Raw genomic sequence first — 25494 nt, forward strand, 5'->3', positions numbered from 1 at the left:
CCGTTATTTTATTCAAGTTTCTGAATCTGTATCTGTATCCCGATGAGTAACACGATGTACATGAATGGTTAAATATAATTTCTCATCATCTGACAGCTCAACCTTTAAATACTTTTCGATTTTAAGCATACAGCTATAAGCCTTTTTATATTTCGACTTGACCTGCTTTAGCAAAAAATCGTCTAGGGAATTCACTTTCTCCCTCTTATTTAAACGCTGAAAGAAAAATTTTAAGTGGGTTACAAATCGTTCATAGCTGATCGATTTCTCATCAATCACAATATTGTAAGAATACTTAATGATATTAAATATATCTTGTATTTTTTCAGCTTGCTTAGCAATATCAGCGATTTTTCCATTGTGGCTGTTCATTTGTGCATTAATGAAATGCATGGCGATGTTCCCCGCCTCATCCTTGGACAATTGCCTACCTGTCATTTCTTCAATAAATTCAAGCGCTTTGCTTCCTACTGCATATTCTTTAGGATAAAACTTCTCAATTTCCCACAATAGCGGATTCACATTGATAAAGCCTTGATCCAAAAGTTTAAATGCATTATTGATATGATCCGTTAGGGAAACATAAATATAATCGCTCAAATGTACATCTAAAATATTTTTTGCATATTCAATAATGTCATAACATAACTCTACATATTCTGAAGGTACATCCTCTAGTAGCAATTTGAATTTTTCTGAAGCATCCTTCTGCTTAAGAATAAACACTTTTTCGATTAAATCTTGTTGGACAAGGTCACCTGCACTTTTTTTAAATGCAATTCCACGTCCCATCACAACAAATTCATCTTTATTTTTATCCTTTGCTATGATCGCATTATTATTAAACACTTTTTCGATAATCATTTGAGCGCCCCCCTTTACCTATTATTCGTCTTAAGGATAGGATTTAGACATTGGGCGTAATCACGTTTGCACACCTTCAAAGTCAACTTTAACCAAATGATGAAAACGTATACATTGCAATGCGGACAAATAATAATTTTCATCTACTTAGCCATTTACACATCACACACCCCTCGGCAAAATGTTTACCGGTTAAACCTGTACGGCATATATCAGGGATAAGAAAAAAGGCAAAACCCAAAACATGTTAGATCTTCAACATGCCCTGGGTTTTGCCTTTTCAGTAACAATCCCACACTTAGATTACCACTGTTTTTTTTATTTGGCAAGCATAAATGTGTGCGCTTCCACATTTTTTTTATAAATAATAAAAACAATGTGAATAGCATACGCTTGTAGGTGTTTTCTTATTTTACAGTTAACGCCATGAACTCCTCTGTAAAGCATTGAAGTAAAAGCTTTTTTGTTTCAGACATATAATTAGAGTGCCTACTTTGTAGGATACCTATTGAGATCAAAGGATTTATCAGTTTAACACATAAAATGACTACATCTTGCGGCAGTGGTGTTGATGATAACACAACCCCTACATAATCGTTCTGAGTAATCATAGCAGGAATCGCGGAAATTTGACTTATTGAATGAAAAAATGGTGTCTCCTTATAAACCGAAAGTTCTCGTTCTAACTGTAATCTGTATAAGCAATTAGATCCCCCCGTCACTAAAGGATATGTAATCAGATCACTCAGTTCTATACCCTCTTCTTTAGTAAGTGGATGATCGCCGTGGACAATAAACTTTATTTCTTCATGATATAAATGCTGAAACTGCAACTGAGACATATCCATCGGTTCTCCTGAGATAACAAAATCAAGATTAGGTTTTTCCATTAATTTTTTTGATAGTTCATCCGTATTTCCAACTACAAAATGACAACTCACCTTTGGCTTATATACACTAAAATTCTTTAATGCATTGGGAAGCACCTTATCAATTAATATTTCACTAATACCAATATGGATATTTCCAATTTCCTCTTTTTGTAAGGCTGCGGCTTTTTGTGCAACTGCATACCAATGGTTAATTAGCATGTTTACCTCTTTCGCATAGATTTTACCAGATTCCGTTAATTCGGCATCCCATCCTCTTTTAAATAGTGTTAATCCAAGTTCTTTTTCAAGTCGTTGGATCTGATTTGTAACTGTAGATTGGGCATAGTGTAACTTTTCAGCTGCTTTGGAGAAAGTTCCTTCCTCAATAATTGTACGGAACGTGATTAATTCCTTTAAATCCATAATATTAATCTCCATCTATAATTTCGATAATGTTGTGCACTATATTCAATTATACAAATAAACATATGTACTATACAATTCAACTATAAAAACAGAAGGAGGTATGTGTTATGCCCTTTGTACGAGTGGATTACATGAAAGGTCAGTATACTAAGGAGCAGTTAGGTAGCATTAGTAAAACTATACAAAGCGTTCTAATTGAACAATTCAATGTTCCATCTAAAGATTACTTTCAAATTTATCAGAAACATGAAGATTTTGAATTTTATTATGACCCTGAATACTTCAATGTTGCCAGAACAGACAAGCTTTTATACATCTACGTGACATTAGCCCCTGGAAGGTCTCAACTCAAAAAGCTTGAATTTTATCAAAAGCTTTCCTGCCTTTTATCTACTACATGTAGCATCAGACAAGAAGATGTATTTATTATGTTGGTAGAATCTGAACGTGAAAACTGGTCCTTTGGCAATGGGCTTGCGCAAGCTTTTGAGCTAAATAACGGAGGAGTACAATGAAAAACAAAAAAATCACCTCTACTGCAAGAGCGAATTTTGGAGAGTTCGCACCTGCATTTGTAGCATATACCGAAAATATATTATTTGGAGATGTATGGCGTAGAGGAAATTTACCACTACGAGAACGAAGTCTTATTACACTAAGCACATTAATCGCAGGCGAACACACGAATCAGCTTCCTTACCATTTAAAGTTAGCTAGAGAAAATGGTATATCACAGGAAGAAATCGTTGAAGTGATCACACATCTTGCGTTCTACGTAGGTTGGCCACGCGCCGCAACGGCTCTAAAAATAGCAAAGGATATGTGTAGTGAATAACTTGCCTCCACATACAGGGGAGAATGGTTATTCTCCCCCACTCTACCTCTATCTTTTGTATAAATTTTGTGAAAATAAATCAATAAGCACAGCTGCTTCTTGCTTCAGCAAATAGTTTTTCGCTAAGTAATCAACTCCATCTGCTGTTTCGTTCACATCGGGTCCATACATTTTACGTCCTACTACATATTGAACTGCTTCATTTGCCCACGGTGATACTTCACCTTGGAGCTTCGCTTCTACAGGAGTAGCCCCCAATCCATACTTAACTAGCTTCCACAATATTGTAGCTGCTTGCTCACGAGTTAAGACTTCATCTGGTCTAAATGTTCCATCAGAGAAACCAGATACAATACCAGCTTCAATCGCGGTCTGAATTGCTGCTTCATTTCGATTACCTATTGTATCTTCAAATGAAGACGGACTTACAGACAAGGGGAAATCAGTTAATCTGAGTAGCAGTGCAATAAAATCTCCTCTACTCATAGGTTTCTCTGGCTGAAACAGACTAGAATCAGAAGCAAACAATCCCATCTGTGTCAGGTTATAAATATAATTAGCATAGGGATAATTTGTTGGAACATCATCATACAAAATTGGTGTTGGCATCTTTTGTGACCAACTGCCTGGTTTGTTATAGAAAAAATACATATTTCCTGTTTTATTACCTTTAAACCCCGCAGGCGTACCATTGCTGTCATAAAATAAATGATCATCTGCCCAAGTAAGCACATGCTTCCCTAATGGGCTAGTAACGATAAGTGTACCCTGTTCAACGTTTGCTTTAATATCATATCGCCATGCTGGAAATCGTAAATCCTTGTACATGCCTTCATAGCTCAGCAAAACTCCTTTTGTTGGCTTCGTAATTACAGAGGGTGGAGCCTGACTGTCCTTGGCAGGGAAATATCGATTCATAAATTGCTGAAGGAACAACTGACGCAAATTACCTTGATCTCGGTTTAACACGATGAAGATACCTACATTTTCCTCAGGCATTAACCACAAGCTGGTGTGGAATCCTGGCAAATCTCCGCCTTTCTCTACTACATTGTATCCATTGTATAAATGTGGATATGAAGCTTCCAGTCCATAGCCACTACCTGCAATAGCAGGATTTATTGATACGCTATTCTTTTGCATTTGCTGTAGTGAAGTTTTACTGAGTATCGATGAACCTGGTCTGCCCTGAAGCTCCCCACCATTAAGAACGGCTAAAAGTAATTGCGCCACATCGTTCCCAGTAGAAAACATCCCCCCTTCGGGTAAGCTGTCAGGAATATTAGGCATCTGTGGTAACGGATTAAGCATGGCATCGTATGGAGTGGCAAGATTGGTTTTCACTTCCTCATTCATCAGAACATAACTTTGTTCCATACCAAGCGGCTTAAATAGGTGCTGCAACATATACGCCTCAAAAGACAGGCCACTTCTTTGTTCAATTAAGTAACCTAATAATGCAAATCCGTAATTGTTATATTTATAAGCTTCTCCAGGTTTAAGCACAACACTTGGCTTTGTTTGTTTTACATATTCCTCTAAGGTGTAGGTTTTCCCCCGAACCGCTGAGCGACCGAGATCAAAGCCTGATGTATTTGTCATTAAATGCTTAGCAGTTAGCGGAGCACCCGTAGTATTTTCAATACCTAATTGAGGTAAATACTGTCCTATGTCTTGATCTAAATCAATCTGCTGCTTTTCTGCTAGTTGCATAACCCCAATCGAGGTGAGAAACTTAGATACAGATGCTAGCCGAAATATTGTCTTTTCAGCATCAAACGGGGTTTTATTTTCAACATCCGCATAGCCATATCCCTCATTAAGTATGATCTTGTTGTCCTTCACAATAACAACTCCAGCACCCGCTAGTTGGTCTTTTACCTCTTGTTGTTTAAAAAAGTTATCAGAAAATTTCACCACATTCTCTTTATTCAAATCAACTGGTATTTGACTTTCTGATCCTACAGCTAAAAGGGGTGACGTGGTTAACAGTATTGTACTGAGTGCAAGTATAACTAACTTTTTCATTTCAATCTCCTTTGCAGTGATTTTGTTTAATCTTACAAAGGAAATACTTAATTGATCTTTATGCATTTCTTAATTCATTCTTAATTGTTATCCTCCCACTCGTACTCCCAACTTTTTTCCTCTTTCCTTTAATGTGCTCACTACTTGTATCACTGCCATAACAACAGAGAACATAATCAAAATCGTTACGGACACCATCGGTGAGGTGGTGCTAGCCACTGTAACAAAAACTAACGTAGATAACGGGGCAATGCCAACAAGTATCGTGTTAATGATCCCAATTGAGGTCGCTAAGTTTTCTCTAGCTACAGCACCTACAATCCATGCGGAGAGCTTCGGGATCGATACCCCAACTAAAAATCCAACAGGTATTAGAAATACACATATCATATAAATGTTTTGTAGAAATAAGGTTAGAAAAAAGCCAGTTAATGCAATGAGACAGTTAAAGGTAATGCTTTGGAGCCTATAATTTTTAAGCAATGGTACGCCAAACACACCACCTATAGACATACTTACCGTGATAACAGCACCAACAATTGTGACAGTTAAACTATAAGAAAAAATGATTAAATTCACATTGCCAGCAATCATCATTTGCAAAATAGGTGTAATACTAGATAACGCTGTGTTAAGCATTAAAATCGAGATGATGATCGGTAGCAGTTGCTTTTCTTGTTTTAAATAAGTGAAGCTTTGCTTTAACGCTGAAAGGTATCCGGTAGATGACACCGACTCGTCGGATTGGGCTAATTGTGCTGATTGCTTAGTCGATTGAGCTGATTGTGAAACTTGTCTTTTATACAGTGATGCATTGGTTTTGAAAAATAATAACAAAATGAGCACCGATATAAAAAAGGTTGAAGCATTGATAAAGGCTAATTGAGAATAAGAAGCGATAAATAATAAGCTAACCCCAATAAATTGAGCAATTAAGCCAACAATTTGGCCAATCCCTGTCATAAATCCTGATGCAATCGGGTAATCCTTTTCTCCAGTCACTTCTACTGTTAAGGGTGTTGTTAAGCCACTGGAGTAGCTCCCTAATGTATCAGATATAAAATTTAAGATGACCGCAATGATTAAAATACTCCACTGAGATAGCTGGAGCGTAAAGGTCAAACCAATAATGAGATACATAAAGCTACGGGCTATACCTGAGATTAACAAGTATCGACCTCGATTTACGGTAGAATCCGCCTTATACCCTGTAAAGGTAGATAACAAGGGCGGAAATAATTCTGAGATTGACACTAAACCAATTGCAAGGTTGGCTTGCTCAAATGTACTTACAAATGTAATTAAAGCCAAATAATACAGCTTATCACCAAAAACAGAAAAAATATTGGCTAAAGACAGTTTTCTAAAGCTAGCATTTCTTAAAAATAAATGCATCATCATTCCCCATTTCCATTTCATTCTCGTTTTTTTAAAATTAACATCAACCGATGAACCTGTGATATTATTTTCGTATACGAAAATCATGAAATTCATGCTAGAAAATAGAGAACATCAGACGGGAACTACTGGGGACACGACCTAAAATGGAGGATTACGATGGAGATTGGGAAGGCATTAAAGCATTTTAGAACGTTAAAAAATTTACGGCAAGTGGACTTTGCACAAGGGGTTGTTTCTGTTCCTTTTTATTCTAAAGTGGAGCATGGGGAGCACCGTATTAGTGCAGAGGATTTATTTGAAATCTTGAGTAAAAATGAGATTCCCATCGAGACGTTTATGAACACACTTGCCTCCTACCAGGTCGAGGATCATGAAGCACAGATGCGCCAACTCATATATCAGCATTTCTATAATGGAGACATTAAGGCGTTAAAGAAGCTACTAACGGACAATCAACTCACTAGCCTTGTTAACCCATCCTTATGGATTGCTCAACTAAAAACGACGATTGCGAATTTAGAAGGGACATTTACACAATTAGAGCAGGTCGAAATTGACCTTATTTACGAAGAGATTATACGTATAGAATCGTGGACACCCTACTCGCTGATGTTATTTGCCAACACGTTATATTTATTTCCTTTTGAACGAGCAACTTTATTGATTCAAACCATCCTACGTCCTAAAGCATTACAGCGCTTAAATAAAGATAACCGAAGCAAGCAAATTATTTTAACGATTTGTTTAAACTATATTGCCGCATGTATTAAGCATCATAAACAAAATGAAATAAAACAGCCCTTGCAAGTATTGAGGGATGCCCCCAACCTTCCTGAGCTGTTTTTTTATAAAGTAATGGCTTTATTTTATGAGACACTACTGCAAAATGATCGGTCAAATGAAACATATCATGTAATTCATAGGAATCCTGATAACATTAAAATGATTACGGATTTATTCCAGCATGTAAATATGTCGCCATTTGCTAAATCACTAATGCAATATTACGAAGATTATTTAAAAGAATCCGAAAAAGGGAACCTTAGAGGTTGCTAAAGAACACTTTATCGAAAATCACATTGAGGAATAACTATTGAATAGGCATGAAGGCAACCTTCCAAATTCCATCTTCATCCTGAATCATTTGAAACCCGGCATCCTTATCAGCGGATGGTTCAAACTTAATATATCCTTCATAGTCACTAGTAGACACAAAGGTACCTTTTTCAATATTTTGGAACTGTCGTTTACTGTTTTCTAACTCATCAGCAAGGCTAGAGGTATCTTTTTTTTGTAAATCTTGATCATGCTCTTCCTTTGTCCATTGCACATGTCCCTCTCTCGTCGTATAAAGGAAATATTGCAAATCGTGTTGCTGGTCATAGCTCGCCTGAACGTACAGCTTGGCAACACTAAGTGGTTCAAGTCCGTTTAGCTTTTGCTTATCTAGCTTTTGAAGTAGTTCGTCATAAATTTTTTGCTCAGATTCGGTTAATAAGCTACTTTCTATATTGTTAGTCTGGTTAGTGTCAGCATGGTTATTGTTAGCATCTTTGCTGTTAGTTCCGCTCGTAGTAGCATTGCTTATAAACGCTCTTACCTTTTCACCGATTTCTTTAAAATGAGTACGATGTACGTAATGTCCTGCTTCCAATAAGACCATCTCTCCATGGTTAGTTTGCTTCACTTGCTTCTCATGCTCAGGAATCCATCGATCTGTGGCCGGATTGTTAGCCTGTACAAAGAATAGCAGAGGTAGATTTTCAGGAAAAACCAACGATTCAGCAGCAGTAAAGTTAGCATTCATATGCTCTGCTTCGTTTAATTGCGTATTATTGTACATATTTTTGCGTATCAAAATATTAATTTGCTCTTTTGTTGCTTCATCATAAGGAAGTCCCTCATATTGGTCGTCTGACAGCTTTAATTGAATACGATGGAAACCCAAGTCTCGGAACCATTTAATTGGAGTTGTCACCGATGAGTCAATTTTCTGTTCTTCTTTTAGCGCTGGAACGCTGCTATCTAACCCTACAAATCCTTTTACTTCATTAGGATACTGATTCACATAAGCTAAGCTATAAATGCCAGAAATCGAATGTCCCATCAAGGTATAATTGTTAATTTTCAAGCTCTGTAATGCCTCATGGATTTCACTTACGATATTTGCTGTGGTGCGTTCTTTATCGGTCTGATCACTTAAACCATACCCAAACGGTTCAACTACAACTACTTTATAATAGGGTGTTAGCTCTTCGATCAATGGCTTAAAATCAAGAACAGGTGAAGCTGTTCCAAACCCAGGCAATAAAACAATGGTTTCCGCCCCTTGTCCCTGAATAAACACATTCATCTTTTTGCCATCCACAGCAACCTGCTGACCATAAGACTCTAGCCTTTTTTGCTCTGAACTGGCACTAATTTTATTAACGGCAAACACGATAGCTATAAAAAGCAAAATTGCTATGATGATACCTACGATAATTTTAAGTAAAATATTTAACACTTTTTTTGCCTTTTTCCCTCTAGAAGCTCCCTTATCTGCTGTTTGAATCAAATGTAATCAACTCCTGTTATAACAAATATATTAACCTATCAGGCTGTTATCTAAGTGCTACTGACTTATTTGCTTAAGGCTATTATTTAAGCTTACCGAACAAAGATGTGCTTAAAATGACGGCAAGATGAACAGAATATGAACTAGGATAAATAAAATAACGCATCCCCACAGTGAAAATCAATCCACATTCCTCCAGTAAGACTTAATCTTAATTTGGAAATGCTCATGATGTTTCGTGGTGATGCGTCGATTATGGTCTATTATGCGTTATTAGATTATAGTGATGCTGCTGTAGCTAACGCCATTTGAATCATATCGTTAAAGGAGGTTTGACGTTCCTCTGCAGTCGTTTCTTCCCCTGTAATAAGATGATCACTTACTGTAAGAATTGCTAAGGCATGTACACCAAATTTAGCTGCCAATGTGTAAAGCGCAGTCGTTTCCATTTCTACGCCAAGCACGCCGTAATCCATTAGCTTTTGTACATAGGTCTTATCATCACGATAAAACATATCGGAGCTAAATACGTTACCTACTTGCAATTTAAGCCCTCTCGCTGTGCCTTCATCATAAGCCGCCTTTAGCAAGGAGAAGTTAGCGATTGGTGCATAATCAAAGCCACCAAAGATGTGCTGATTCATACTTGAATCCGTACAGGATGCTTGTGCTAAAATGACATCTCTGACGTGTACATCCTTTTGCATCCCGCCACATGTTCCAACGCGAATTAAGTTTTTCACTTTATATTCAGAAATTAATTCGTTTACATAAATGCTAATGGATGGAATCCCCATGCCTGTTCCTTGTACAGAAATCTGTTTGCCCTGGTATGTACCAGTGAAACCTAACATGCCTCGAACCTGATTGTAGCACGTTACATCCTCTAAATACGTTTCTGCGATATATTTTGCACGTAACGGGTCTCCCGGAAGCAAAATTGTATCTGCAATTTGTCCTTGTGTAGCTCCAATATGAACACTCATGTTGGTACCTCCTTAAATTTTGCTTACTTTAATCATGTCAATAAAGGCTTGAATCGTACTCGTTAAATAAATATCCTTGCGATGAATAAATACCGTCGTAATTTTGCGGTAAGATGCAGGAACTGGATGACAGAAGACAGCGGATGAGTCCGTTAGATGAGCGACTGCGGTTTTTGGCAAAATCGTTAAGCCAATACCAGCCTGTACTCCAGCTAATATCATATCAAATGTACCAAATTCCATAATCCGTTTAGGAATAATGCCGGCATCCTTGAGCCAACCTTCTAGCCTTTGACGGTACCCACATCCTTTATTATATAATAACATGGGCTTTTGCGTAATTTCTTCTAATGAAAAATGTTTACTTTTTGAGACAAGTACAAGCTCCTCCTGAATGACCTCATGTTGTTCAATAAATGGATGCTGGATCGGCCCAGTCACGATGGCGCCATCAAGCTCACCTTCTAATACCTTTTCAATTAAATGATTGGTAACCCCACTTTGTATCGATAAATCTACATCGGGATATTTACTACAATACTGGGACAAAAGCGCAGGAAATATACTCACGGTTTCTACAACACCAATATCCATAATGCCCGCAGGCTGTGAAGTGCTATGGAAATAACGTTGCATTTCATCAAAGGCGGTTAAAATCGTTTTGGTATATTCCAACAACCTTTTACCCTCACTATTTAAACTAACTCCCCGTTTATGTCGATCAAATAATGGCGTCTTCAGCTCTTTTTCTAGTAGCTTAATTCTTGCTGTCACATTGGATTGTACATAAGACAGCTCCTTGGCTGCCTTGCTGATGCTTGCATGGTTTGCAACCACCTGAAAAATACGTAAATCATTAATGTCCACGCTATTCCTCCCTTCTCACTCCCATTTCTATCTAGATATCATCATAAATGATTAAACAGATCATTTTCAATCATTTTACAACTGTGATTTATTTCCTTATGATTAGTTGCAGGTCTTTAAATCGGAATAAAGTTAACAGGAGGAAGCACAGCGAATTATGACATCGAGACGGCTTATATTAGGGGCGATTTTTTGCTTAATCGCAAGTATTTCATGGGGGGCAATGTTTCCAGTTGCACATGTGGCACTAGCGCATATTGACCCATTTTATTTTTCATTTCTTCGATACCTCGTTGTAGGGATCATTTTAGCGATCATGTTAGGGTTAAAGGAAGGGAAAAAAGCTTTCCGTTTAGAAAAAAGAGGGCTTATGCTAACGTTTTATGGCAGTATGGCCTTTACGGTTTATAACATGTGTGTGTTTATGGGGCAACATATGGCAGGGGAATCGGGACCCATCTCTGCTTCGATTATGGAAACGATGATGCCAATGATCTCCATTGCTTTTTTATGGATTACAACGAAAAAGGCTCCTCCATTTTTTACGATCATTAGCATTGTCATTGCTACCCTTGGGGCATTTTTAGTTAGTACACGTGGGGATTTGAGCTTTTTCTCCAATGCTGCTCAAAATGTATTTCCACTCTTATTTATTTTTATTGGTGTGGTTGGCTGGGTGATCTATTCTATGGGAGGTTCACGTTATAGTGATTGGTCAATCCTTCGTTATTCGACGTTGACTTGCTTGCTTGGCTCCTTGGTTTCGTTTGTCATTATTAGTATTGGCACAGGTATAGGTGTGCTGAATATCCCTACCCTCCAACAGCTAGGAACTATTAAATATGAAATGAGCTTTATGATCTTATTGCCCGGCTTAGCCGCTTTATTATGTTGGAATGCAGGTCTCAAGCTGTTATCACCAATTAACGGAATTTTATTTATTAACTTTGTACCTGTAACTACGTTTTTAATTATGGCACTGCAAGGTTATCATATTAATATGTATGAATTATACGGCACATTGCTGATCATATTTGCTTTAGTCTTTAATAACTTTGCAGGTCGTAGAAGTCATGTCCTCCAGCCTAAGGTGATTAAACCTCAGCAAATGAGTGCGTAAATCAGTTTGTTGCTTTTTGGGAAAAAGATCAGGATAACAAAAACTAAGCCTTTTCATATGAAAAGGCTACTGATTTATTGGTTATTAATACTTTTACTAGAAATAATGATTTCGGACAATTTGTTTTCCCAAATGAGGTTCTTCTCCAGCAAAATATAGTTAAAACAAGTTGAAAGACATAAGTAAAAACAACTTATCTGCGCAAAAGCTATTAAAGTTATATTCTAGCTAAAATCGAATTCTTTGATGAACCTCTTTATATTAAATAGCGTTTAAGATGGTCAATCATCATCTGCCAACCTGCTACGGCATCCTCTTTATCGCTGTGCGTAAACCCATGATAGGAGTTTTCAAAGCATTTATACGTCAGTTCCACACCTGCCTCAACAAGCTTATCTCTAAACCTCTCTTCCTCTTGAAGCAAGGAATCATGACCCGCTGTTAAAAGTAACGTTGGTGGGAATGTTTTTAAGCCATTTAGTGATGCATACAGGGGTGATACTAGTGGATTTAAACGTTCTTCTTTTTCCATCGTATAGCAAGCATCAAACATTCTAGCCATTTTAGGAGGTATTGCTCCCTTCGGCTGTGGCTTTGAATAAGCATCACTATGTAAATCTAGCGGAGGATAGTCTAAAATAATACATTTGAGATTGAGATTTAGTTCAGGGGCAAGTGCATCCTTCAAGCAAATGGCCGCGGTAAGATTACCACCCGCACTATGTCCACCCACCGCAATATTTTCTGGATCAATCCCTAGCTGATCGGCATGTTGTTTCGCGTATTTCACGACTGCATAACATTCATTAAGTGCCGTAGGAAATACAACCTCTGGTGAAAGACTGTAATCGATACTAATAATTTTAACGTTGGCCTGGTGCGCCACATTCATTAAGTAGGGATCATCCATCTCAGGACTGCCAATTACAAAACCTCCACCATGGATATTAATAAATAAAGGAAGCTTTTGTTCTGACTCCATATTGTAAGTAAGCACTCTAACTTGACCTGCTTCTGTCGGCAAAAGTAACTCTTTGCCTGCTGGTTTTTTGCTTACACTACTACCTGCAGGAGAAAAGGAAGACATTAATCGAAATAATTTTGCTCTTTTCTTCAGTTGCTCTCTGGAGTATGTTTTTTCCTTTGGAATTTTTTTGTTTCCAGCCATTTTCCATGACCTCCATTCTATAGTTTAGGACTAAATTTTATTTATTTTAATCACTATTTATTTACATTTCTATTTGTTTTCGTTTTTTTGGTTTCTCAATTTCTTGTTATACAATCTCACACTAATATAATAGAGCAATATGCAAACAACTAAAGCCCCATTACGGTATGATGAGTAAGCATCCATAAACCAAATAATTGACATGCTTACTATAAGATATATGACGGTCATTAGTAATTTAACTATATTCATTTAGTACCCACCTATCATCTAGTCAGTTCATTATACAGGGTTTACCTTCACCGTAACCCCTTTGCCACTTTGCTGAATACCTGTTTCCTTTTTCCCAAATGGAGCAAGCTCCTTTAACAATTCCTCTAGTGTTTCCTTTGCTCTGATACCTTCTTTGCCTTTGGCTGCGATAACAATCTGTACAGGTTTTCCAGCCTCTAGCATTTTAATCGCTTGTCTCTTCTTTGTATCTAAATCATGCTTTTCAATATTAGCAGTCAGCCTAATCTCCTTCACCTTCACTTTAGACCCTTGCCCTCCAGAACCCTTCTGAGATTGGTGATTTTGCTTTTGTTTTGACTGTTGGCTTGTTTTCTCTTGCTTCGCAGCTCCCTTTTTCATCAGCTTACAAGGAGGTGGGCTGGACATGAGCGAGATGCAGACTAGATCTGTTTTATGCTTACGCGCTAATTCAAGTGCATCTGCGGTACGCATAATGCCTAGGTCCTCTCCGTTGATACCTGTAAGCTGAACCTCACTCACTCGGATTTGTTCATTTATAATCATAAGTAACACTCCCTTAACGGAAACTAGTTTCTAACTTCAAAATAATGGGTAAATCTATTTTTAGAACTTTATATTATTGTACACTAATCTCCGCCTGGGGATAACAGGCTGTATTCACAACCTTTCATTCATAGAAATACATAATATTTTATAAGTTTATTATTAATATTTGGAGGTTCAAACATGCCTGAAAGTTTAATGAAGCATCTTACCTATGGCAATACAGCAATCATTCACCAAGCGCAATTTACTTGCCCACTCCCCCGAGTAGGCAATGATCAGCCTTTATGTATTATTCCAGATGATAATATTTCTGAAATGCTTGAAATGTACATGGAAGAAGGAGAACATGAGACGTTAGCCCAATATGTTGAACACGGAATAGAGCAAATTGAATCTTTAAATAAGCTTGATGTCTTCAGACAAATTGCCGACTCTCACTTTCAATTCTGGGACTTACCTGAAGAAGAAAAAAACGTAGCTAATCTTTCATTTGATGAAATCTACAGTATATTCCGTAAAGGCTGGGATTCAGATTTAGTAGATGAAAAGATCATCGATAGTGATCCTGTTCCCGAAGCTCTTAAAGATCAGGAGTGGTTTTCTAATCGCATTGAAGGAGATTGCATTTCACTCCAGCTTCCGCTCTCAGAGAGCTATTTAAGTCCTTTATGGGTTCCTATGGGAGGATACAACGAATGCCCAACGCCAATTGTACAAACGGCTATTTTTAGGGAATGGTTTACCCAATATGGAGCAGTACCCATTCTTGTTACAGAGAGTAGCTGGGTGCTTCAAGTGGATCATACACCACAAAGTGATGAGGAAGCCATAAGGTTGGCACGAGAGCATTTTTTCTTTTGCCCGTATGTGCTTGAAACTAGGGATTCACTAGGACAATATGCTGACTCCTTAAAGAAACACAAAATTTGGCACTTCTGGTGGGATTGAGGTCGGATGAATATGAAAACAATCGAACAATTTTTAACAAGTGACTGGTATCAAGCGGTTTTAACTGAAGTGATTCAGCTTAAACCTCATATCAAGTTTGTTGATCATGCTAGTTATGAGGCTGATTTTTTAATGTCTTCGTTTAAGGAACGGAACCATGTTCTTCATGACTTTAATGCATCAATACCAACAGAAGAACAATGCGTGAATTGGCTAATGGAACTATACAACGACGAGAAGGAGAACATCATATCTTACGTTGTGGCGCGCTTGACCTTTAGTGAGCAATTAGATGATGATCCAGATGGAGAATTTCCAGAGGGTGAAGAGCTTGCTGAAGGGGATCGTTCCGAGGTTATTGAGGTTTTAGGCTTTGTAAGATCCGTGATTGCAGATACGATTATTGAGTATGATTTGGTCAAAAACCACCCTAAACAACTAACCGCATATTATAAACGTACACGCATTCCAGGTGCAGCTAAGTTTTCATCCCAAATTAAAAAGCTGTATGCTTCAGTGGTGGAATAAATAAATGTAGCTAGACAAATGACTATAAGTAAAGGGAAAAAGCGGCGATTGCCGCTTTTTTTTGTATTTTCTATCATATATCCATAATATATAACGAGATTGTCGGTAATAAGGTAGCAATATTACTAGATCACCGATGATAAAATGCACAACTTGTCAGGTGATCGTTGACCATACCAATCGATTGCATAAGTGCATAAATTGTAGTTGATCCCACAAATTTAAAGCCATGCTTTTTCAAATCCTTACTAATTTTGTCTGACAAAGGTGTGCTTGCTGGAACCTGCTCAACACTTGTCCACGCATTCACAATCGGCTTATGATCTACAAATGACCATAAATAATGATCTAATGAGCCATATTTGTCACGCAGCTTGAAATACGCCTTTGCATTGCTAATTACAGCCTTAACTTTGAGCTTGTTTTTTATTATCCCATCATTTTGCAGTAACGCTTCCACTTTATCCTCGTCATAATGAATGAGCAGGTCTGGATCAAAGTTATCAAAGGCTTCACATAAAGTTTCCATTTTCTTCAAAATTGTAAACCAGCTAAGTCCCGCCTGCTTACCCTCTAAAATTATCATTTTAAATAGCTGCTTATCATCATGAACGGGAACCCCCCAATGCGCATCATGATAGTTTTGTTCAAGCTCACTTTTAGTTGCCCAGTCACATCGAGTAACCTCTGTCATTTAATCTCTCCTTACTTTAATTTTCTTCTATGTGATCATCTTCATTCTATAGTCGTTTGATAGTTTAAAGTATTATCTATTAGTTTCAATTTATTAGTTCTAATCTATTATAACCAATCTATCGTATTCATCTCAGCAACAACCTCGTTGCTTTTAGCTGTCATCTCAATCCAAGCAGGTCTAAATCCACTTGTGATCGCATTACGTACCGATTTAATATTTGACCATGCTGCACAATAAAAAGGAACCTTACCACGCTCTAATATTTCAATGGCTAAACGACTCGTTAATGCAGATGCAATCCCTTGTCTACGATATTCGGGATCTACATCCACCCCAATCTGCCACATCGTATCACAGTCTGCAGAGCAACCAGCTAATCCAATCAACTTATCACCATCATAGGCACCTACACCTAGAACATCCAAATGCTTACGTTTTTCACACAACGCATTACTCCACTGATCTAAATACAACTCAGTGAAATCCTCGGGCAATAACAGCTTTAATTCATAATCACATGGTGTTGGTTGAAGCACTTTCATATCTGGTAAAAAGTATTGCGCCATATGGCAAATTCGCATATTTCGCTTTTGAAGCTCATCATTAAGAATGTGCATATTTGGAGTTTCAAAGCAATGATAGTCTTTATACTTATCTAAGTAAGCCTTTACAACCTCTTTAATTTCAGTATTCACCGATGCAACGATATTATTACCATAAGATACTAGATTACAGTAAAAGGGTAGCTCTAAATATTTTCTAGCCTCTGCATTTTTAACAGATTCTACAATCATATTATCACTACGTGTAAAATCTAGTTCGTTACAACTCGCATCAATCGCAGATTGAGCCATAGCTATTTTTAACATTTCTTGGTTTGTTATGTTTGTCAGTTTTCCCATATCTATTATCTTTCCCCTCTCTTCAACTACTATAACTTTAAAGCTTTACGATGCTCAATATGAATGCCAATATGTCCAATGCCTAAGATAATCACAGCAAATATTAACCATACTACTTGACCATAAATACCTAATAGAAAAAAGGCAATGATAGGTAGAGTCGCCCCTGCAACCGGGATACCTGCATAGGAGCTATAAAAGTCGGCTAATGTTTTGCTGCTTCTAAAATAACAAATCCACCACAATTCATACATCAGCATAAAAATGACGGCGACAACAAGCCAAATCGTCCAGAGTGACCAGCCTTGCACATTAAAATCTGAAAATATCAAGACAATTGTTGTCACTAAAGCTTGACCTATACGTTCTAACCATACAAGAACTTTATTTTCATCTAATGTGGGTTTAGGTGCAGATTTATCACTTGCATAAATTATATTTGGGATAAATAGCATAAGTAGAAATAAAAGTCCGATATACGAAAAACCAAAGTGCCCCAAAACTTAGCCTCCCTACCTATAAATAAGCCCCAAAATAAAAATCAACCTTTTGTTTATCATAACGATCTATTCCAAGCCATGAATCTACAGATACAAAATCTGTTCCTCTACCACGTTCAGGCCCAAGTCGCTCCTCTGAAGCTAGTATACCTGCAAATCCCCATACCTCCATGATGACATCACGCTCATTTTGATTAGAAGGCAATACATCCTTCCAGCGTTTCTCTAATTTACGTGCAGTGTCCTTCTCCGCACAGGCCTCTACCTCTGCCAATAAATTTTTGAGAATCTGAATATCAGCAGGGGTTACTTCTACGGGTTCTTCCTTTGCCAACAGCTCTAAATCCATCCAGCAATACAGTAGCCAGTTCAAGCGAACGCCACCCCATTTTACACGCTCAAAGTTTAGTATATTAATATCTTCATTCACCCAACCGTCTTTCGACATCAGCTTAGCATCGTTGCAATAAAAGCAATGACTATAGTTAGCACGCTCCAGCCACTTATCATTGTAATTATGTTGGATTAATGACGCTGTTAAATCGTAACTAGATAAGCTGCTCCGCAAATATACCTTTCTAGTGGATAAACTATGCAAAAAGGCTGAGGCTACCTTTTCCTTTGTAATTTCGTGCTCAAGCAAATACCGGATTCTCGTTACACATTCATCATGAGTCATCGTAACAGGATCGAACATAACCCCCTTGCTTTTAGCATATTCAAAATCTTCCCCTTGGAAAGGTGATGAATTCCCTCTAGGCTTCCATCCTTGCGCGGACCAAAACGTGGTTTGTAGTATTTTTTTAGCTTTTGCGTCCATCTGAACCTCCAATTATATTAAAATTTATGTTATTTACATTGAGAATGATTATCATTATAATAAATGAGAAGATCTACATGAATACCTCCTTTGGAAAAACTTTCTATGGATCTACTATAGCTAATAATCAAACATCTTATCAACTTAAATTCAAGTTTTTAACACTCATTATAGAGAAAAAGGAGCATTGTTCATGTCTAAACTTTTTAAAGGCAAGCTGTTTATGTTTGCTATAATCTGCATCATGGTATTAGCTGCTTGTTCACCAAGCATTTCATCAAACAAAGAAAAAACAACAGAAGCTACCAACGAAGAAAGAGTAATTAAAACTGTGATGGGCGATGTTAAAATTCCTGCTCACCCTAAAAGGGTGGTCGTTCAATATTTGATGGGTGATTTATACGCAATGGGCATTACGCCACTTGCTGTATCCCAGGTGAACAAGGAGGCCGCATTTAAGACACTTTCCGCTAACTCCATTGATTTAGGTTTCCACACAGAGTGGGGGCAAGAAACGGTATTAGCCCAAGATCCTGACCTCATTATTATCATTGAAAAAGAAAAGTATGATATGTATTCTCAGATTGCGCCTACGATCTACATTCCTTATGACAATGATATGACGATGGAGGATCGCCTAACCTTGTTAGCTGATATCTTTAATGAGCCACAAAAGGCAAAGGATGTGATCAGCAAATTTAATCAAAATGTTGAACAGGCGAAAGCGAAGCTGAAGGAAGCCGGCTTATATGATAAAACAATAACCATTATGGGTGGCGCTAAAACACCTTATGTTTCTGGGAAAAAATATTCAATCGGTGCTTTATTATATACAACACTAGGTCTTAATCCACCACCAGCCGTGCAAAAGGATGTTATAGACAAGGACAAATATTGGGGAGACATCTCCATGGAGGTCATTGATAAATATAGTGGAGATTACATCGTTTATTTAGAGGAAAGTGATCAGGAGATTGCTACACAGCTAAGTGGCGACGCGATCTGGAACAACTTAGAGGCAGTTAAAAACAACAAAATTGCTAGAATTAATAGTAAAATGGCTTGGTATGCAGACGTTTATACGATTAATGCTGTGCTTGATTCCCTTGTCGATCAGCTTGTGAAACTAGCTAAATAACGAGTACACTTTATTCAAAGCTACGCTAAAAACTGATCTCTATTTAACCATAGAGGTCAGTTCTTCGTGAGCTTGTCCTTTAACATTAATGCTAGCTGTCGGTACCGAGTTCCATCGTAAGCCTCATCAACTGCATACTCATCCATTTCAAGCCACATATCCCCATCTACTAGCTTATACATATCATGTAAAGTTACCTCCATACAAGCAGGGTTAGTTGCCACTAGCTCCATCGGGGTGGGGTCATCATCCCAGTTAAACTCGTTTACAAAGGCATGTAAAATTTCAGCACTATTTATAGTTTTCACTTTGTCACAAATCGTAGTTAGATTTTCTTCATATAATAGCTCATCCACAATCTCCTGCTCTTGTGGCGTCAGCTTGGATCTCACCGATCCTTTTGTGGCAAGTAGCATGTCTGCAATGCTGTGATCTTTTTCTTTAGCATAATACCAAGCGGTAGCGGTAATCCCATTGGGAGAATCAAGCTGTACACCATGCTCCAATAGTAACAAGATTGCGTCCTTTTGCTTAAATTTTATCGCCTTTTTTAATACACTATCCCCTAGCCTATCCTCCGCTTCCAAATCCGCTCCCTGCTCAATAAGTAACGCAATCGTTTCAAGCGGCATACGGTAGGTTAAAAACAACATAAGTGGTGTTCGACCAGCTTCATCACGTTCGTTTACATCAAGTATTTTTACAGCTTCATATACTTGATTCACATCTTTTGTCTTACATATTGATAACCAATCCATATTAAAAACCACCTTTGGGCGTATTCAAATTAAATATATTTAATATTAATATATTTTATAGTGGGAATTCCATAGGTACGTTAAAAAAGGAGCGATTTAAATGACAGATAAACATGATGAAAAAGACAATGTTAACGCAAACCATGACTTAGGGGCGGAAGACGTGCAAGCCCCAGGCTGGGATGCGATTGATGAGACCGTCCATCGCTTATATGGTGATCAACAACCTAAGCATTATGGAACGATGATCCCCTATATGCTTGGTGGCGAAGACCCTTTAGATGGGATCAGTGTGTTTGAAGCCAGCGCTCCTTTTCCACATTGGCATTTTGTTACGTATGGCTTCTCAGAATTATATGAAAAGGAATCTAGCAATCTTGAATATAGTGGCTATGGCTTCGAGCTTACATTTCGTTTACGGAAAAATAGCGATGAAACAGAACCACCTGCATGGGCGTTAAACTTGTTGCAAAATATGGGGCGTTATGTGTTTCAGAGTGGAAATATTTTTCGTTCTGGTGACTATTTAAATGCCAATGGCCCTATTTGTTTAGGCTCTGATACAGAGCTTAAAGCGTTAGCATATATTAGCGATCCTCAATTACCTCCAATGGAAACTCCAAATGGGCAAGTTGAGTTTATTCAGATGGTCGGGATAACCTTAGAGGAGTTTGAGGCGATGCATCTATGGTCAGGGACTGCGCTTCTACAAGCCTGCGAGGAATATATGCCTTTATGGATTACAGATTTGGACCGCTCTTCATTGATGTCTATTCCAGCAGTTAGCCAAGCCGTAGAGCAAGGTATATTGTCCGACGGTTCAAGCACTGGTTATTTATTTATCGAGAAGCTTTCATGGAAATCTGCTGTAGATGATGCACCTAGCTCTCCAGCGATGCTTACGCTTGGAGCGAATCAAGTCATTATTTTAGGGAAAATGCTCCAAGGCCGTATTTTAAAGGGACGAAATCTCACCTTGTCTAATAAAGACCATTCGATCGTTTTAGAACCAGGTGAACAACCACAAATTATAGAAGAAAACGACTTTGTTCGCATTATATTAAATCATGACTTAGTAAATGAGTTACTTCCTAAACTACAACCTATCACAAATCAATTTACAATACCTCAATTAAATGGGCTTTTATTTAATATCGAACCCTCGTACATTAAAGACCAGGATGGAAATGTAATTGAAACGATTGGTTAACTGTCTATTTTGACATAAAAGATGATTACCCACTACACTAAGGTTATGGGGTAATCATTTTTTAACTGTATGTAAGAAGGAGAAAAACTACGCTAATGTCCAAACGAGGAAAAAAGATTCTAATCATCTTGTTAACGCTTGGTTTCATAACCTCTCTAGGTACAAATGTATTTTTGTATAAATCAAATTCACACAATAGAAGCTCAACAGATTATTTGAAAAAGCAATACAATACAATGTTATCTCAGTATGAACAAAGCATTATATCGATTTCACAAGATATTATATCCATGATAGAAACTGGGATAGATCAAAAAAAGCTTAGTAGCCACGACATATTACTTTTATACAAACTCTATGCTGACTTAGATAAAGACCAGCGAACCTATGCCTCTTATGTACAAGACTATAACTCACCCGATGGAAAAAAAGTATTCCCGTTAGACACTAATGAACCTATTATCCTTAACTATGCACCTGGCCTTATCTACTTCAATTCAAGTATTGCTATGTTTGGCCAACTAAGCATGCAAAACAGTTCTCATTCTGAAGTCGTTATTACTAACGAATTAGAAAAACGTTTAAAGCTAACAATTGAAATCCTTAAACTTAATAAAGCCGTTTATGAGAAATACATTACTCAAGACTTCGACGCATGGTCAGATGAGGCAGTGTTACCTCGTTTAAAATTACAACAGGAGCTACTACAATTATCTACAAAACTAACTGAGCTTGATGTAGAGCTATCCAAATTAAATAATTAAATCGGGCGTAAACAGAGCTTGACAATACTTAGGAGGTTGCTACAGTGCAGGGAGTGGCTTCAACCGCTGTTAAGGTCCCATTTTCTTTTATAACTTGAGAAAAGATGATGAAAATGTGACCTTAAAGGCGGCCGCTATCGCTTCTCCACCATCTCCCTGCCCCTTCGCTATGTTTGCTTATTGTCAAGTACTACTTTACACCCCACTCCAACGCTTATCATGTCGGATATGAATGCCAAATTGATCTAACACCTTCATTACTTGATGGGTAACAAGATCATCAATGCTTTGGGGTGAGTTATAAAACGATGGCATGGGTGGCACAATGCTAACCCCTAGCTTGGCTAGCTTTAACATATTTTCTAAATGAATCGCATTTAGTGGTGTTTCTCTAGGACATAAAACTAACTTGCGTCCTTCCTTCAGCATCACATCTGCGGTACGTGAAATCAAAGAATCAGAATACCCATGTGTGATTGCAGCCAACGTCTTCATACTACATGGCATAATAATCATACCGTCATTTAGAAATGAGCCGCTGGAGACCGAAGCACCTAGATTAGCATTGTCATACAATACATCTGCCAAGCCTTCCAAATAATCTAACTGGTACATCGTTTCAACCTCTAGATTTGTTTTAGCCCAATTGCTAATAATGACATGTGTCGTCACATCAGGTTGTGCTTTAAGCACCTCTAATAGTTTAACGGCATAAATCGTGCCCGTTGCTCCTGCAATACCTACAACGATATTCATAGTTCCCTCCATGCAAAGGATAAGTTCATCAAGTCCAAGTATCCCTCTGTTGTTATGTTGTTCTGTTATTGATCTTCTAGCTTTAAATTTACCCAGTTCCCTTGACGGAATACAGGTTCAATCGTTCCATCTGACAATTCACCATCAATATTTAATTGAGCAGAGCCAACCATGAAATCCACATGTGTAAGGCTCACATTCACGCCACGCTCAAGCAATTCCTCTTCGGTTAGCTTAGTTCCCCCTTCAATATTTACGGGATATGCACTTCCTAATGCAAAATGACAGGAGGCATTTTCATCAATCCCTGTATTGTAGAAAACACGATTCATTCTGGAGATTGGGGAATCATGAGGTACTAATGCTACCTCGCCTAAATGGGATGCTCCTTCATCTGTTGCTAATAACGCTGTGAGATGCTCACGTCCCGATTTTGCATCGTATTCTACGACCTTGCCATCCTTAAATGTAAATGTAATCCCTTCAACAAGACAGCCATTCAAATTTAGTGGCATCGTACTAGTTACAGTCCCATTCACGCCTGTGCGAAGTGGCATCGTATAAATTTCTTCTGTTGGCATATTGGCAACGAAATAATGGCCTGCGCCGTTGTGATCGCCCCCACCTAACCATAGGTAGCCTTCTGGCAATTCAACATGTAAATCTGTGCCAGGTGCAGTATAATGTAAGCTCTTATAACGCTTCTCATTCATAAACTGCTGACTCCGCTTTAAGTAAGAAATATGCTCCTGCCAAGCCTCTACAGGGTCACCTTCACCTACGCGGTTCATTTGGAATACGGCTTCCCACATTGCATCAAGCTGCTTCTCCTCAGGGACATCTGCGAAAACCTTTTTAGCCCAAGCCTTTGTTGGTGCTTTAATTAAAGACCAGCTAATAATATTGTTTCTCGTATATGGCTGGAATTTTTGACGTGCGATTGCTGCCGCCTTCACAGATCTTGATACTCTTGTTGGATCGATACCGGCAAATAACTCCGGATCAGGCACTTTTATATGTAATAAGGCACCGCCTGCTTCAGCCAATTGCTCCATCTTATCGGCTTGCCATTTAGGATAATAATCAAACGTGTCTTCAGCAGCCTTCTCATAACGAAGCTTCGTAATCTGCTCGTCGATCCAATCGACCTCAACAAATTTTGCCCCCGCTTCATATGCCTTTGCAACGATCAGACGTGTGAATTCAAATGTTTCTATCGGTGCCTGCACAAGTAATAGCTGTCCTGGCTGAATATTTACACCAACCTTAACGACCAACTGTGCATATTTATCTAATAAAACATCAAAATTATTGCCCATTTTTTCTCCTCCTCTAAAGCCTTATGCTTCTATTGTAGCTTAAAATCAAATAAACACGAAATTTGGTTATCGCTCTATTAGGCCTAATATCATATCGATGAGTAGCTCTGGCTGATCCCACATCACATAATGTCCACTAGCTTCCGCAATTATCATTTCCGTATTGCTAGATATCGCTAGCATTTGCTGTTGCCCCTCCATCCAAATTTGCTCTAATTGCTTCCCTCCCTCTTTTGAAATCCCCAAACTAGCATAATTAGGAGCAATACCTCTAGCAATAATTTTAACAGGAAGTTCACCCAAGTTTTGTTCAGCAATTAATTCCTCAGTTAAATAAGCTAACGTTCCTTCCTCTTCTTTGGCTTTAAAAAAGCTTGCTTTTGCAGTCACATTAATAAATTCATCACGTTTATCTGGCTCAATTAATCCTTCCAGTAATACATTCTTAAATAAACGCATTACACCCGAATGCTTTAGTAGCATGATCAACCCAGAAGAGAGTTGACCCTTAATATTTTCTCGCTTATATATTGAAGCTGTCAGACGTTCATCATTTTCAGGCCTTGCATCAACAAGAACAAGTCCAGCCACCTGATCCCGATACTCCTGAGCAAACAATCGTGCATACATTCCCCCTAAGGAGTGACCAACCATAATATAAGGCCCATGAAGCCCCTCTTTTTGTAGCGCGGTATACAGCTCTTGTACAATATTTTTACCACTTCGCTCTTGGGTAGCAGTCTCACTCCAACCGTAACCTGCACGATCATACGTAACTACAGTTGCGTATTGAGATAACTGCTTCGGAATATCATACCATTCAAGGCTAGTTTCACCACTCCCAGACTCAAAAATAATCGTTGGTGATCCTTGCCCCATTTTGTTGATATGTAACGAAAAACCGCCTACATCCACCAACTTCCCTGGCATAGGATAGCTACTCTCCGCATTTTTAGTAGCAATCCATTCAAATATAAATCCAGATGTGATCAATACAACAATAAATAAAATACTAAAATAAAAAAATCTCATCCTTTTCTTTTTTCTCTGCCCCGTAGGATTATCAGATCGCGATTGCTTAGCTATATTTTGCTGATTTTTTTGTTGAATTTCTTTATTTAGTATCATTTTGTATTGGACTCCTTTTAAGAATTTTTATTTAATACATCGTATTATTTAATTTCATTTTCATTTTAGCACATTGTATTAAATAAAAAAACAAGTATACT

25 protein-coding genes and 2 pseudogenes are annotated in these 25494 nt (G+C 38.0%); 10 read left to right on the forward strand and 17 right to left on the reverse strand.

The window, feature by feature from the left end; genetic code table 11:
- Positions 1–12: 12 nt before the first annotated feature.
- Together licT and J2Z32_RS06415 are read right to left on the reverse strand one after the other, a co-directional pair.
- The gene (gene licT, locus J2Z32_RS06410) at positions 13–864 is read right to left on the reverse strand and encodes a BglG family transcription antiterminator LicT (RefSeq protein WP_210088346.1); all 852 of its coding nucleotides are present in this window, start codon (positions 862–864) and stop codon (positions 13–15) included.
- A gap of 407 nt (positions 865–1271) precedes the next feature.
- Positions 1272–2174, reverse strand: coding sequence for a LysR family transcriptional regulator (locus tag J2Z32_RS06415; RefSeq protein WP_245251250.1), 903 nt, complete (start codon positions 2172–2174; stop codon positions 1272–1274).
- Between the two features lie 95 nt (positions 2175–2269).
- Here J2Z32_RS06415 and J2Z32_RS06420 point away from each other — a divergent pair, with 95 nt between their 5' ends.
- Positions 2270–2677, forward strand: a complete 408-nt coding sequence (locus tag J2Z32_RS06420; RefSeq protein WP_210088347.1) for a tautomerase family protein — start codon at positions 2270–2272, stop codon at positions 2675–2677.
- Complete coding sequence (locus tag J2Z32_RS06425) at positions 2674–2997, forward strand: carboxymuconolactone decarboxylase family protein (protein WP_210088348.1); 324 nt, start codon at positions 2674–2676, stop codon at positions 2995–2997. Before J2Z32_RS06420 ends, J2Z32_RS06425 begins: the two co-directional genes overlap by 4 nt.
- Before the next feature lie 48 nt (positions 2998–3045).
- Here J2Z32_RS06425 and J2Z32_RS06430 read toward each other — a convergent pair whose 3' ends face one another.
- Together J2Z32_RS06430 and J2Z32_RS06435 are read right to left on the reverse strand one after the other, a co-directional pair.
- Positions 3046–5025 (reverse strand): serine hydrolase domain-containing protein, encoded by a 1980-nt coding sequence (locus J2Z32_RS06430; RefSeq protein WP_210088349.1) that lies wholly within the window; start codon positions 5023–5025, stop codon positions 3046–3048.
- Between the two features lie 87 nt (positions 5026–5112).
- On the reverse strand, positions 5113–6519 hold the full coding sequence (locus J2Z32_RS06435; protein ID WP_210088350.1) for an MFS transporter: 1407 nt from the start codon (positions 6517–6519) through the stop codon (positions 5113–5115).
- 63 nt (positions 6520–6582) lie between these two features.
- On the opposite strand from J2Z32_RS06435, the gene J2Z32_RS06440 reads away from it, so the two are divergent.
- Positions 6583–7482: a helix-turn-helix domain-containing protein gene (locus J2Z32_RS06440; RefSeq protein ID WP_210088351.1), complete on the forward strand. Its 900-nt coding sequence runs from the start codon at positions 6583–6585 to the stop codon at positions 7480–7482.
- Positions 7483–8011: 529 nt separating this feature from the next.
- Here J2Z32_RS06440 and J2Z32_RS06445 read toward each other — a convergent pair.
- From J2Z32_RS06445 to J2Z32_RS06455, 3 genes and pseudogenes are all read right to left on the reverse strand, one after another.
- Positions 8012–8983 (reverse strand): annotated as a pseudogene (locus J2Z32_RS06445) (alpha/beta hydrolase); the annotation flags it as partial.
- A gap of 278 nt (positions 8984–9261) precedes the next feature.
- Positions 9262–9969, reverse strand: coding sequence for a purine-nucleoside phosphorylase (gene deoD / locus J2Z32_RS06450; protein ID WP_210088353.1), 708 nt, complete (start codon positions 9967–9969; stop codon positions 9262–9264).
- A gap of 12 nt (positions 9970–9981) precedes the next feature.
- Positions 9982–10836 (reverse strand): LysR family transcriptional regulator, encoded by an 855-nt coding sequence (locus J2Z32_RS06455; protein ID WP_210088354.1) that lies wholly within the window; start codon positions 10834–10836, stop codon positions 9982–9984.
- 157 nt (positions 10837–10993) lie between these two features.
- Here J2Z32_RS06455 and J2Z32_RS06460 point away from each other — a divergent pair, with 157 nt between their 5' ends.
- Together J2Z32_RS06460 and J2Z32_RS06465 are read left to right on the forward strand one after the other, a co-directional pair.
- A complete protein-coding gene (locus J2Z32_RS06460) occupies positions 10994–11956 on the forward strand; it encodes a DMT family transporter (protein WP_210088355.1) in 963 nt (320 codons plus the stop codon).
- Positions 11953–12126 (forward strand): annotated as a pseudogene (locus J2Z32_RS06465) (MepB family protein); the annotation flags it as partial. The gene J2Z32_RS06460 and the pseudogene J2Z32_RS06465, both read left to right, overlap by 4 nt.
- Positions 12127–12212: 86 nt before the next feature.
- Here the strand turns inward: J2Z32_RS06465 and J2Z32_RS06470 are convergent.
- Entirely contained in the window at positions 12213–13124 is a 912-nt protein-coding gene (locus tag J2Z32_RS06470) for an alpha/beta hydrolase (protein WP_210088356.1), read from the reverse strand.
- Positions 13125–13406: 282 nt separating this feature from the next.
- Positions 13407–13922, reverse strand: coding sequence for a translation initiation factor IF-3 (gene infC / locus J2Z32_RS06475; RefSeq protein WP_210088357.1), 516 nt, complete (start codon positions 13920–13922; stop codon positions 13407–13409).
- Positions 13923–14105: 183 nt separating this feature from the next.
- Here infC and J2Z32_RS06480 point away from each other — a divergent pair, with 183 nt between their 5' ends.
- Together J2Z32_RS06480 and J2Z32_RS06485 are read left to right on the forward strand one after the other, a co-directional pair.
- A complete protein-coding gene (locus J2Z32_RS06480) occupies positions 14106–14873 on the forward strand; it encodes a DUF4253 domain-containing protein (RefSeq protein ID WP_210088358.1) in 768 nt (255 codons plus the stop codon).
- 6 nt (positions 14874–14879) lie between these two features.
- A complete protein-coding gene (locus tag J2Z32_RS06485; RefSeq protein ID WP_210088359.1) occupies positions 14880–15401 on the forward strand; it encodes a hypothetical protein in 522 nt (173 codons plus the stop codon).
- Positions 15402–15531: 130 nt separating this feature from the next.
- On the opposite strand, the gene J2Z32_RS06490 is transcribed toward J2Z32_RS06485, so the two are convergent.
- The 4 genes from J2Z32_RS06490 to J2Z32_RS06505 form a co-directional block, all read right to left on the reverse strand.
- The gene (locus J2Z32_RS06490) at positions 15532–16095 is read right to left on the reverse strand and encodes a DNA-3-methyladenine glycosylase I (RefSeq protein ID WP_210088360.1); all 564 of its coding nucleotides are present in this window, start codon (positions 16093–16095) and stop codon (positions 15532–15534) included.
- Positions 16096–16202: 107 nt separating this feature from the next.
- Positions 16203–17000 carry a GNAT family N-acetyltransferase gene (locus J2Z32_RS06495; protein WP_210088361.1) on the reverse strand — a complete coding sequence of 266 codons (798 nt, stop codon included), beginning with the start codon at positions 16998–17000 and terminating at the stop codon, positions 16203–16205.
- Between the two features lie 29 nt (positions 17001–17029).
- Positions 17030–17500 carry a hypothetical protein gene (locus tag J2Z32_RS06500; RefSeq protein WP_210088362.1) on the reverse strand — a complete coding sequence of 157 codons (471 nt, stop codon included), beginning with the start codon at positions 17498–17500 and terminating at the stop codon, positions 17030–17032.
- A gap of 16 nt (positions 17501–17516) precedes the next feature.
- On the reverse strand, positions 17517–18320 hold the full coding sequence (locus tag J2Z32_RS06505) for a hypothetical protein (RefSeq protein WP_210088363.1): 804 nt from the start codon (positions 18318–18320) through the stop codon (positions 17517–17519).
- 193 nt (positions 18321–18513) lie between these two features.
- Here J2Z32_RS06505 and J2Z32_RS06510 point away from each other — a divergent pair, with 193 nt between their 5' ends.
- The gene (locus J2Z32_RS06510; protein WP_210088364.1) at positions 18514–19458 is read left to right on the forward strand and encodes an ABC transporter substrate-binding protein; all 945 of its coding nucleotides are present in this window, start codon (positions 18514–18516) and stop codon (positions 19456–19458) included.
- 56 nt (positions 19459–19514) lie between these two features.
- Here the strand turns inward: J2Z32_RS06510 and J2Z32_RS06515 are convergent, their stop codons facing one another.
- Positions 19515–20216, reverse strand: a complete 702-nt coding sequence (locus J2Z32_RS06515) for a DUF4274 domain-containing protein (protein ID WP_210088365.1) — start codon at positions 20214–20216, stop codon at positions 19515–19517.
- 100 nt (positions 20217–20316) lie between these two features.
- Between J2Z32_RS06515 and J2Z32_RS06520 the strand changes: the two genes are divergently transcribed.
- Positions 20317–21426 carry a suppressor of fused domain protein gene (locus J2Z32_RS06520; RefSeq protein ID WP_210088366.1) on the forward strand — a complete coding sequence of 370 codons (1110 nt, stop codon included), beginning with the start codon at positions 20317–20319 and terminating at the stop codon, positions 21424–21426.
- Between the two features lie 95 nt (positions 21427–21521).
- Positions 21522–22190 (forward strand): hypothetical protein, encoded by a 669-nt coding sequence (locus tag J2Z32_RS06525; protein WP_210088367.1) that lies wholly within the window; start codon positions 21522–21524, stop codon positions 22188–22190.
- A gap of 195 nt (positions 22191–22385) precedes the next feature.
- Here the strand turns inward: J2Z32_RS06525 and J2Z32_RS06530 are convergent, their stop codons facing one another.
- The 3 genes from J2Z32_RS06530 to J2Z32_RS06540 all read right to left on the reverse strand — a co-directional run bounded on the left by J2Z32_RS06530 (position 22386) and on the right by J2Z32_RS06540 (position 25297).
- A complete protein-coding gene (locus J2Z32_RS06530; RefSeq protein ID WP_210088368.1) occupies positions 22386–22946 on the reverse strand; it encodes a UbiX family flavin prenyltransferase in 561 nt (186 codons plus the stop codon).
- 65 nt (positions 22947–23011) lie between these two features.
- A complete protein-coding gene (locus J2Z32_RS06535) occupies positions 23012–24265 on the reverse strand; it encodes an aminopeptidase (RefSeq protein WP_210088369.1) in 1254 nt (417 codons plus the stop codon).
- Between the two features lie 66 nt (positions 24266–24331).
- Entirely contained in the window at positions 24332–25297 is a 966-nt protein-coding gene (locus tag J2Z32_RS06540; RefSeq protein ID WP_210088399.1) for an alpha/beta fold hydrolase, read from the reverse strand.
- Positions 25298–25494: the final 197 nt, after the last annotated feature.

The sequence above is a fragment of the Paenibacillus turicensis genome (genome assembly GCF_017873435.1).
Lineage (GTDB): Bacteria > Bacillota > Bacilli > Paenibacillales > Paenibacillaceae > Fontibacillus > Fontibacillus turicensis.

What these genes read in the sequence shown, in the direction of transcription:
- licT (WP_210088346.1), bottom strand. Translation starts at nt 864, where the DNA reads ATGATTATCGAAAAAGTGTTTAATAATAATGCGATCATAGCAAAGGAT.
- J2Z32_RS06415 (WP_245251250.1), bottom strand. Translation starts at nt 2,174, where the DNA reads ATGGAGATTAATATTATGGATTTAAAGGAATTAATCACGTTCCGTACA.
- J2Z32_RS06420 (WP_210088347.1), top strand. Translation starts at nt 2,270, where the DNA reads ATGCCCTTTGTACGAGTGGATTACATGAAAGGTCAGTATACTAAGGAG.
- J2Z32_RS06425 (WP_210088348.1), top strand. Translation starts at nt 2,674, where the DNA reads ATGAAAAACAAAAAAATCACCTCTACTGCAAGAGCGAATTTTGGAGAG.
- J2Z32_RS06430 (WP_210088349.1), bottom strand. Translation starts at nt 5,025, where the DNA reads ATGAAAAAGTTAGTTATACTTGCACTCAGTACAATACTGTTAACCACG.
- J2Z32_RS06435 (WP_210088350.1), bottom strand. Translation starts at nt 6,519, where the DNA reads ATGAATTTCATGATTTTCGTATACGAAAATAATATCACAGGTTCATCG.
- J2Z32_RS06440 (WP_210088351.1), top strand. Translation starts at nt 6,583, where the DNA reads ATGGAGATTGGGAAGGCATTAAAGCATTTTAGAACGTTAAAAAATTTA.
- deoD (WP_210088353.1), bottom strand. Translation starts at nt 9,969, where the DNA reads ATGAGTGTTCATATTGGAGCTACACAAGGACAAATTGCAGATACAATT.
- J2Z32_RS06460 (WP_210088355.1), top strand. Translation starts at nt 10,994, where the DNA reads ATGACATCGAGACGGCTTATATTAGGGGCGATTTTTTGCTTAATCGCA.
- J2Z32_RS06470 (WP_210088356.1), bottom strand. Translation starts at nt 13,124, where the DNA reads ATGGCTGGAAACAAAAAAATTCCAAAGGAAAAAACATACTCCAGAGAG.
- infC (WP_210088357.1), bottom strand. Translation starts at nt 13,922, where the DNA reads ATGATTATAAATGAACAAATCCGAGTGAGTGAGGTTCAGCTTACAGGT.
- J2Z32_RS06480 (WP_210088358.1), top strand. Translation starts at nt 14,106, where the DNA reads ATGCCTGAAAGTTTAATGAAGCATCTTACCTATGGCAATACAGCAATC.
- J2Z32_RS06485 (WP_210088359.1), top strand. Translation starts at nt 14,880, where the DNA reads ATGAATATGAAAACAATCGAACAATTTTTAACAAGTGACTGGTATCAA.
- J2Z32_RS06490 (WP_210088360.1), bottom strand. Translation starts at nt 16,095, where the DNA reads ATGACAGAGGTTACTCGATGTGACTGGGCAACTAAAAGTGAGCTTGAA.
- J2Z32_RS06495 (WP_210088361.1), bottom strand. Translation starts at nt 17,000, where the DNA reads ATGGGAAAACTGACAAACATAACAAACCAAGAAATGTTAAAAATAGCT.
- J2Z32_RS06505 (WP_210088363.1), bottom strand. Translation starts at nt 18,320, where the DNA reads ATGGACGCAAAAGCTAAAAAAATACTACAAACCACGTTTTGGTCCGCG.
- J2Z32_RS06510 (WP_210088364.1), top strand. Translation starts at nt 18,514, where the DNA reads ATGTCTAAACTTTTTAAAGGCAAGCTGTTTATGTTTGCTATAATCTGC.
- J2Z32_RS06515 (WP_210088365.1), bottom strand. Translation starts at nt 20,216, where the DNA reads ATGGATTGGTTATCAATATGTAAGACAAAAGATGTGAATCAAGTATAT.
- J2Z32_RS06520 (WP_210088366.1), top strand. Translation starts at nt 20,317, where the DNA reads ATGACAGATAAACATGATGAAAAAGACAATGTTAACGCAAACCATGAC.
- J2Z32_RS06525 (WP_210088367.1), top strand. Translation starts at nt 21,522, where the DNA reads ATGTCCAAACGAGGAAAAAAGATTCTAATCATCTTGTTAACGCTTGGT.
- J2Z32_RS06530 (WP_210088368.1), bottom strand. Translation starts at nt 22,946, where the DNA reads ATGAATATCGTTGTAGGTATTGCAGGAGCAACGGGCACGATTTATGCC.
- J2Z32_RS06535 (WP_210088369.1), bottom strand. Translation starts at nt 24,265, where the DNA reads ATGGGCAATAATTTTGATGTTTTATTAGATAAATATGCACAGTTGGTC.
- J2Z32_RS06540 (WP_210088399.1), bottom strand. Translation starts at nt 25,297, where the DNA reads ATGAGATTTTTTTATTTTAGTATTTTATTTATTGTTGTATTGATCACA.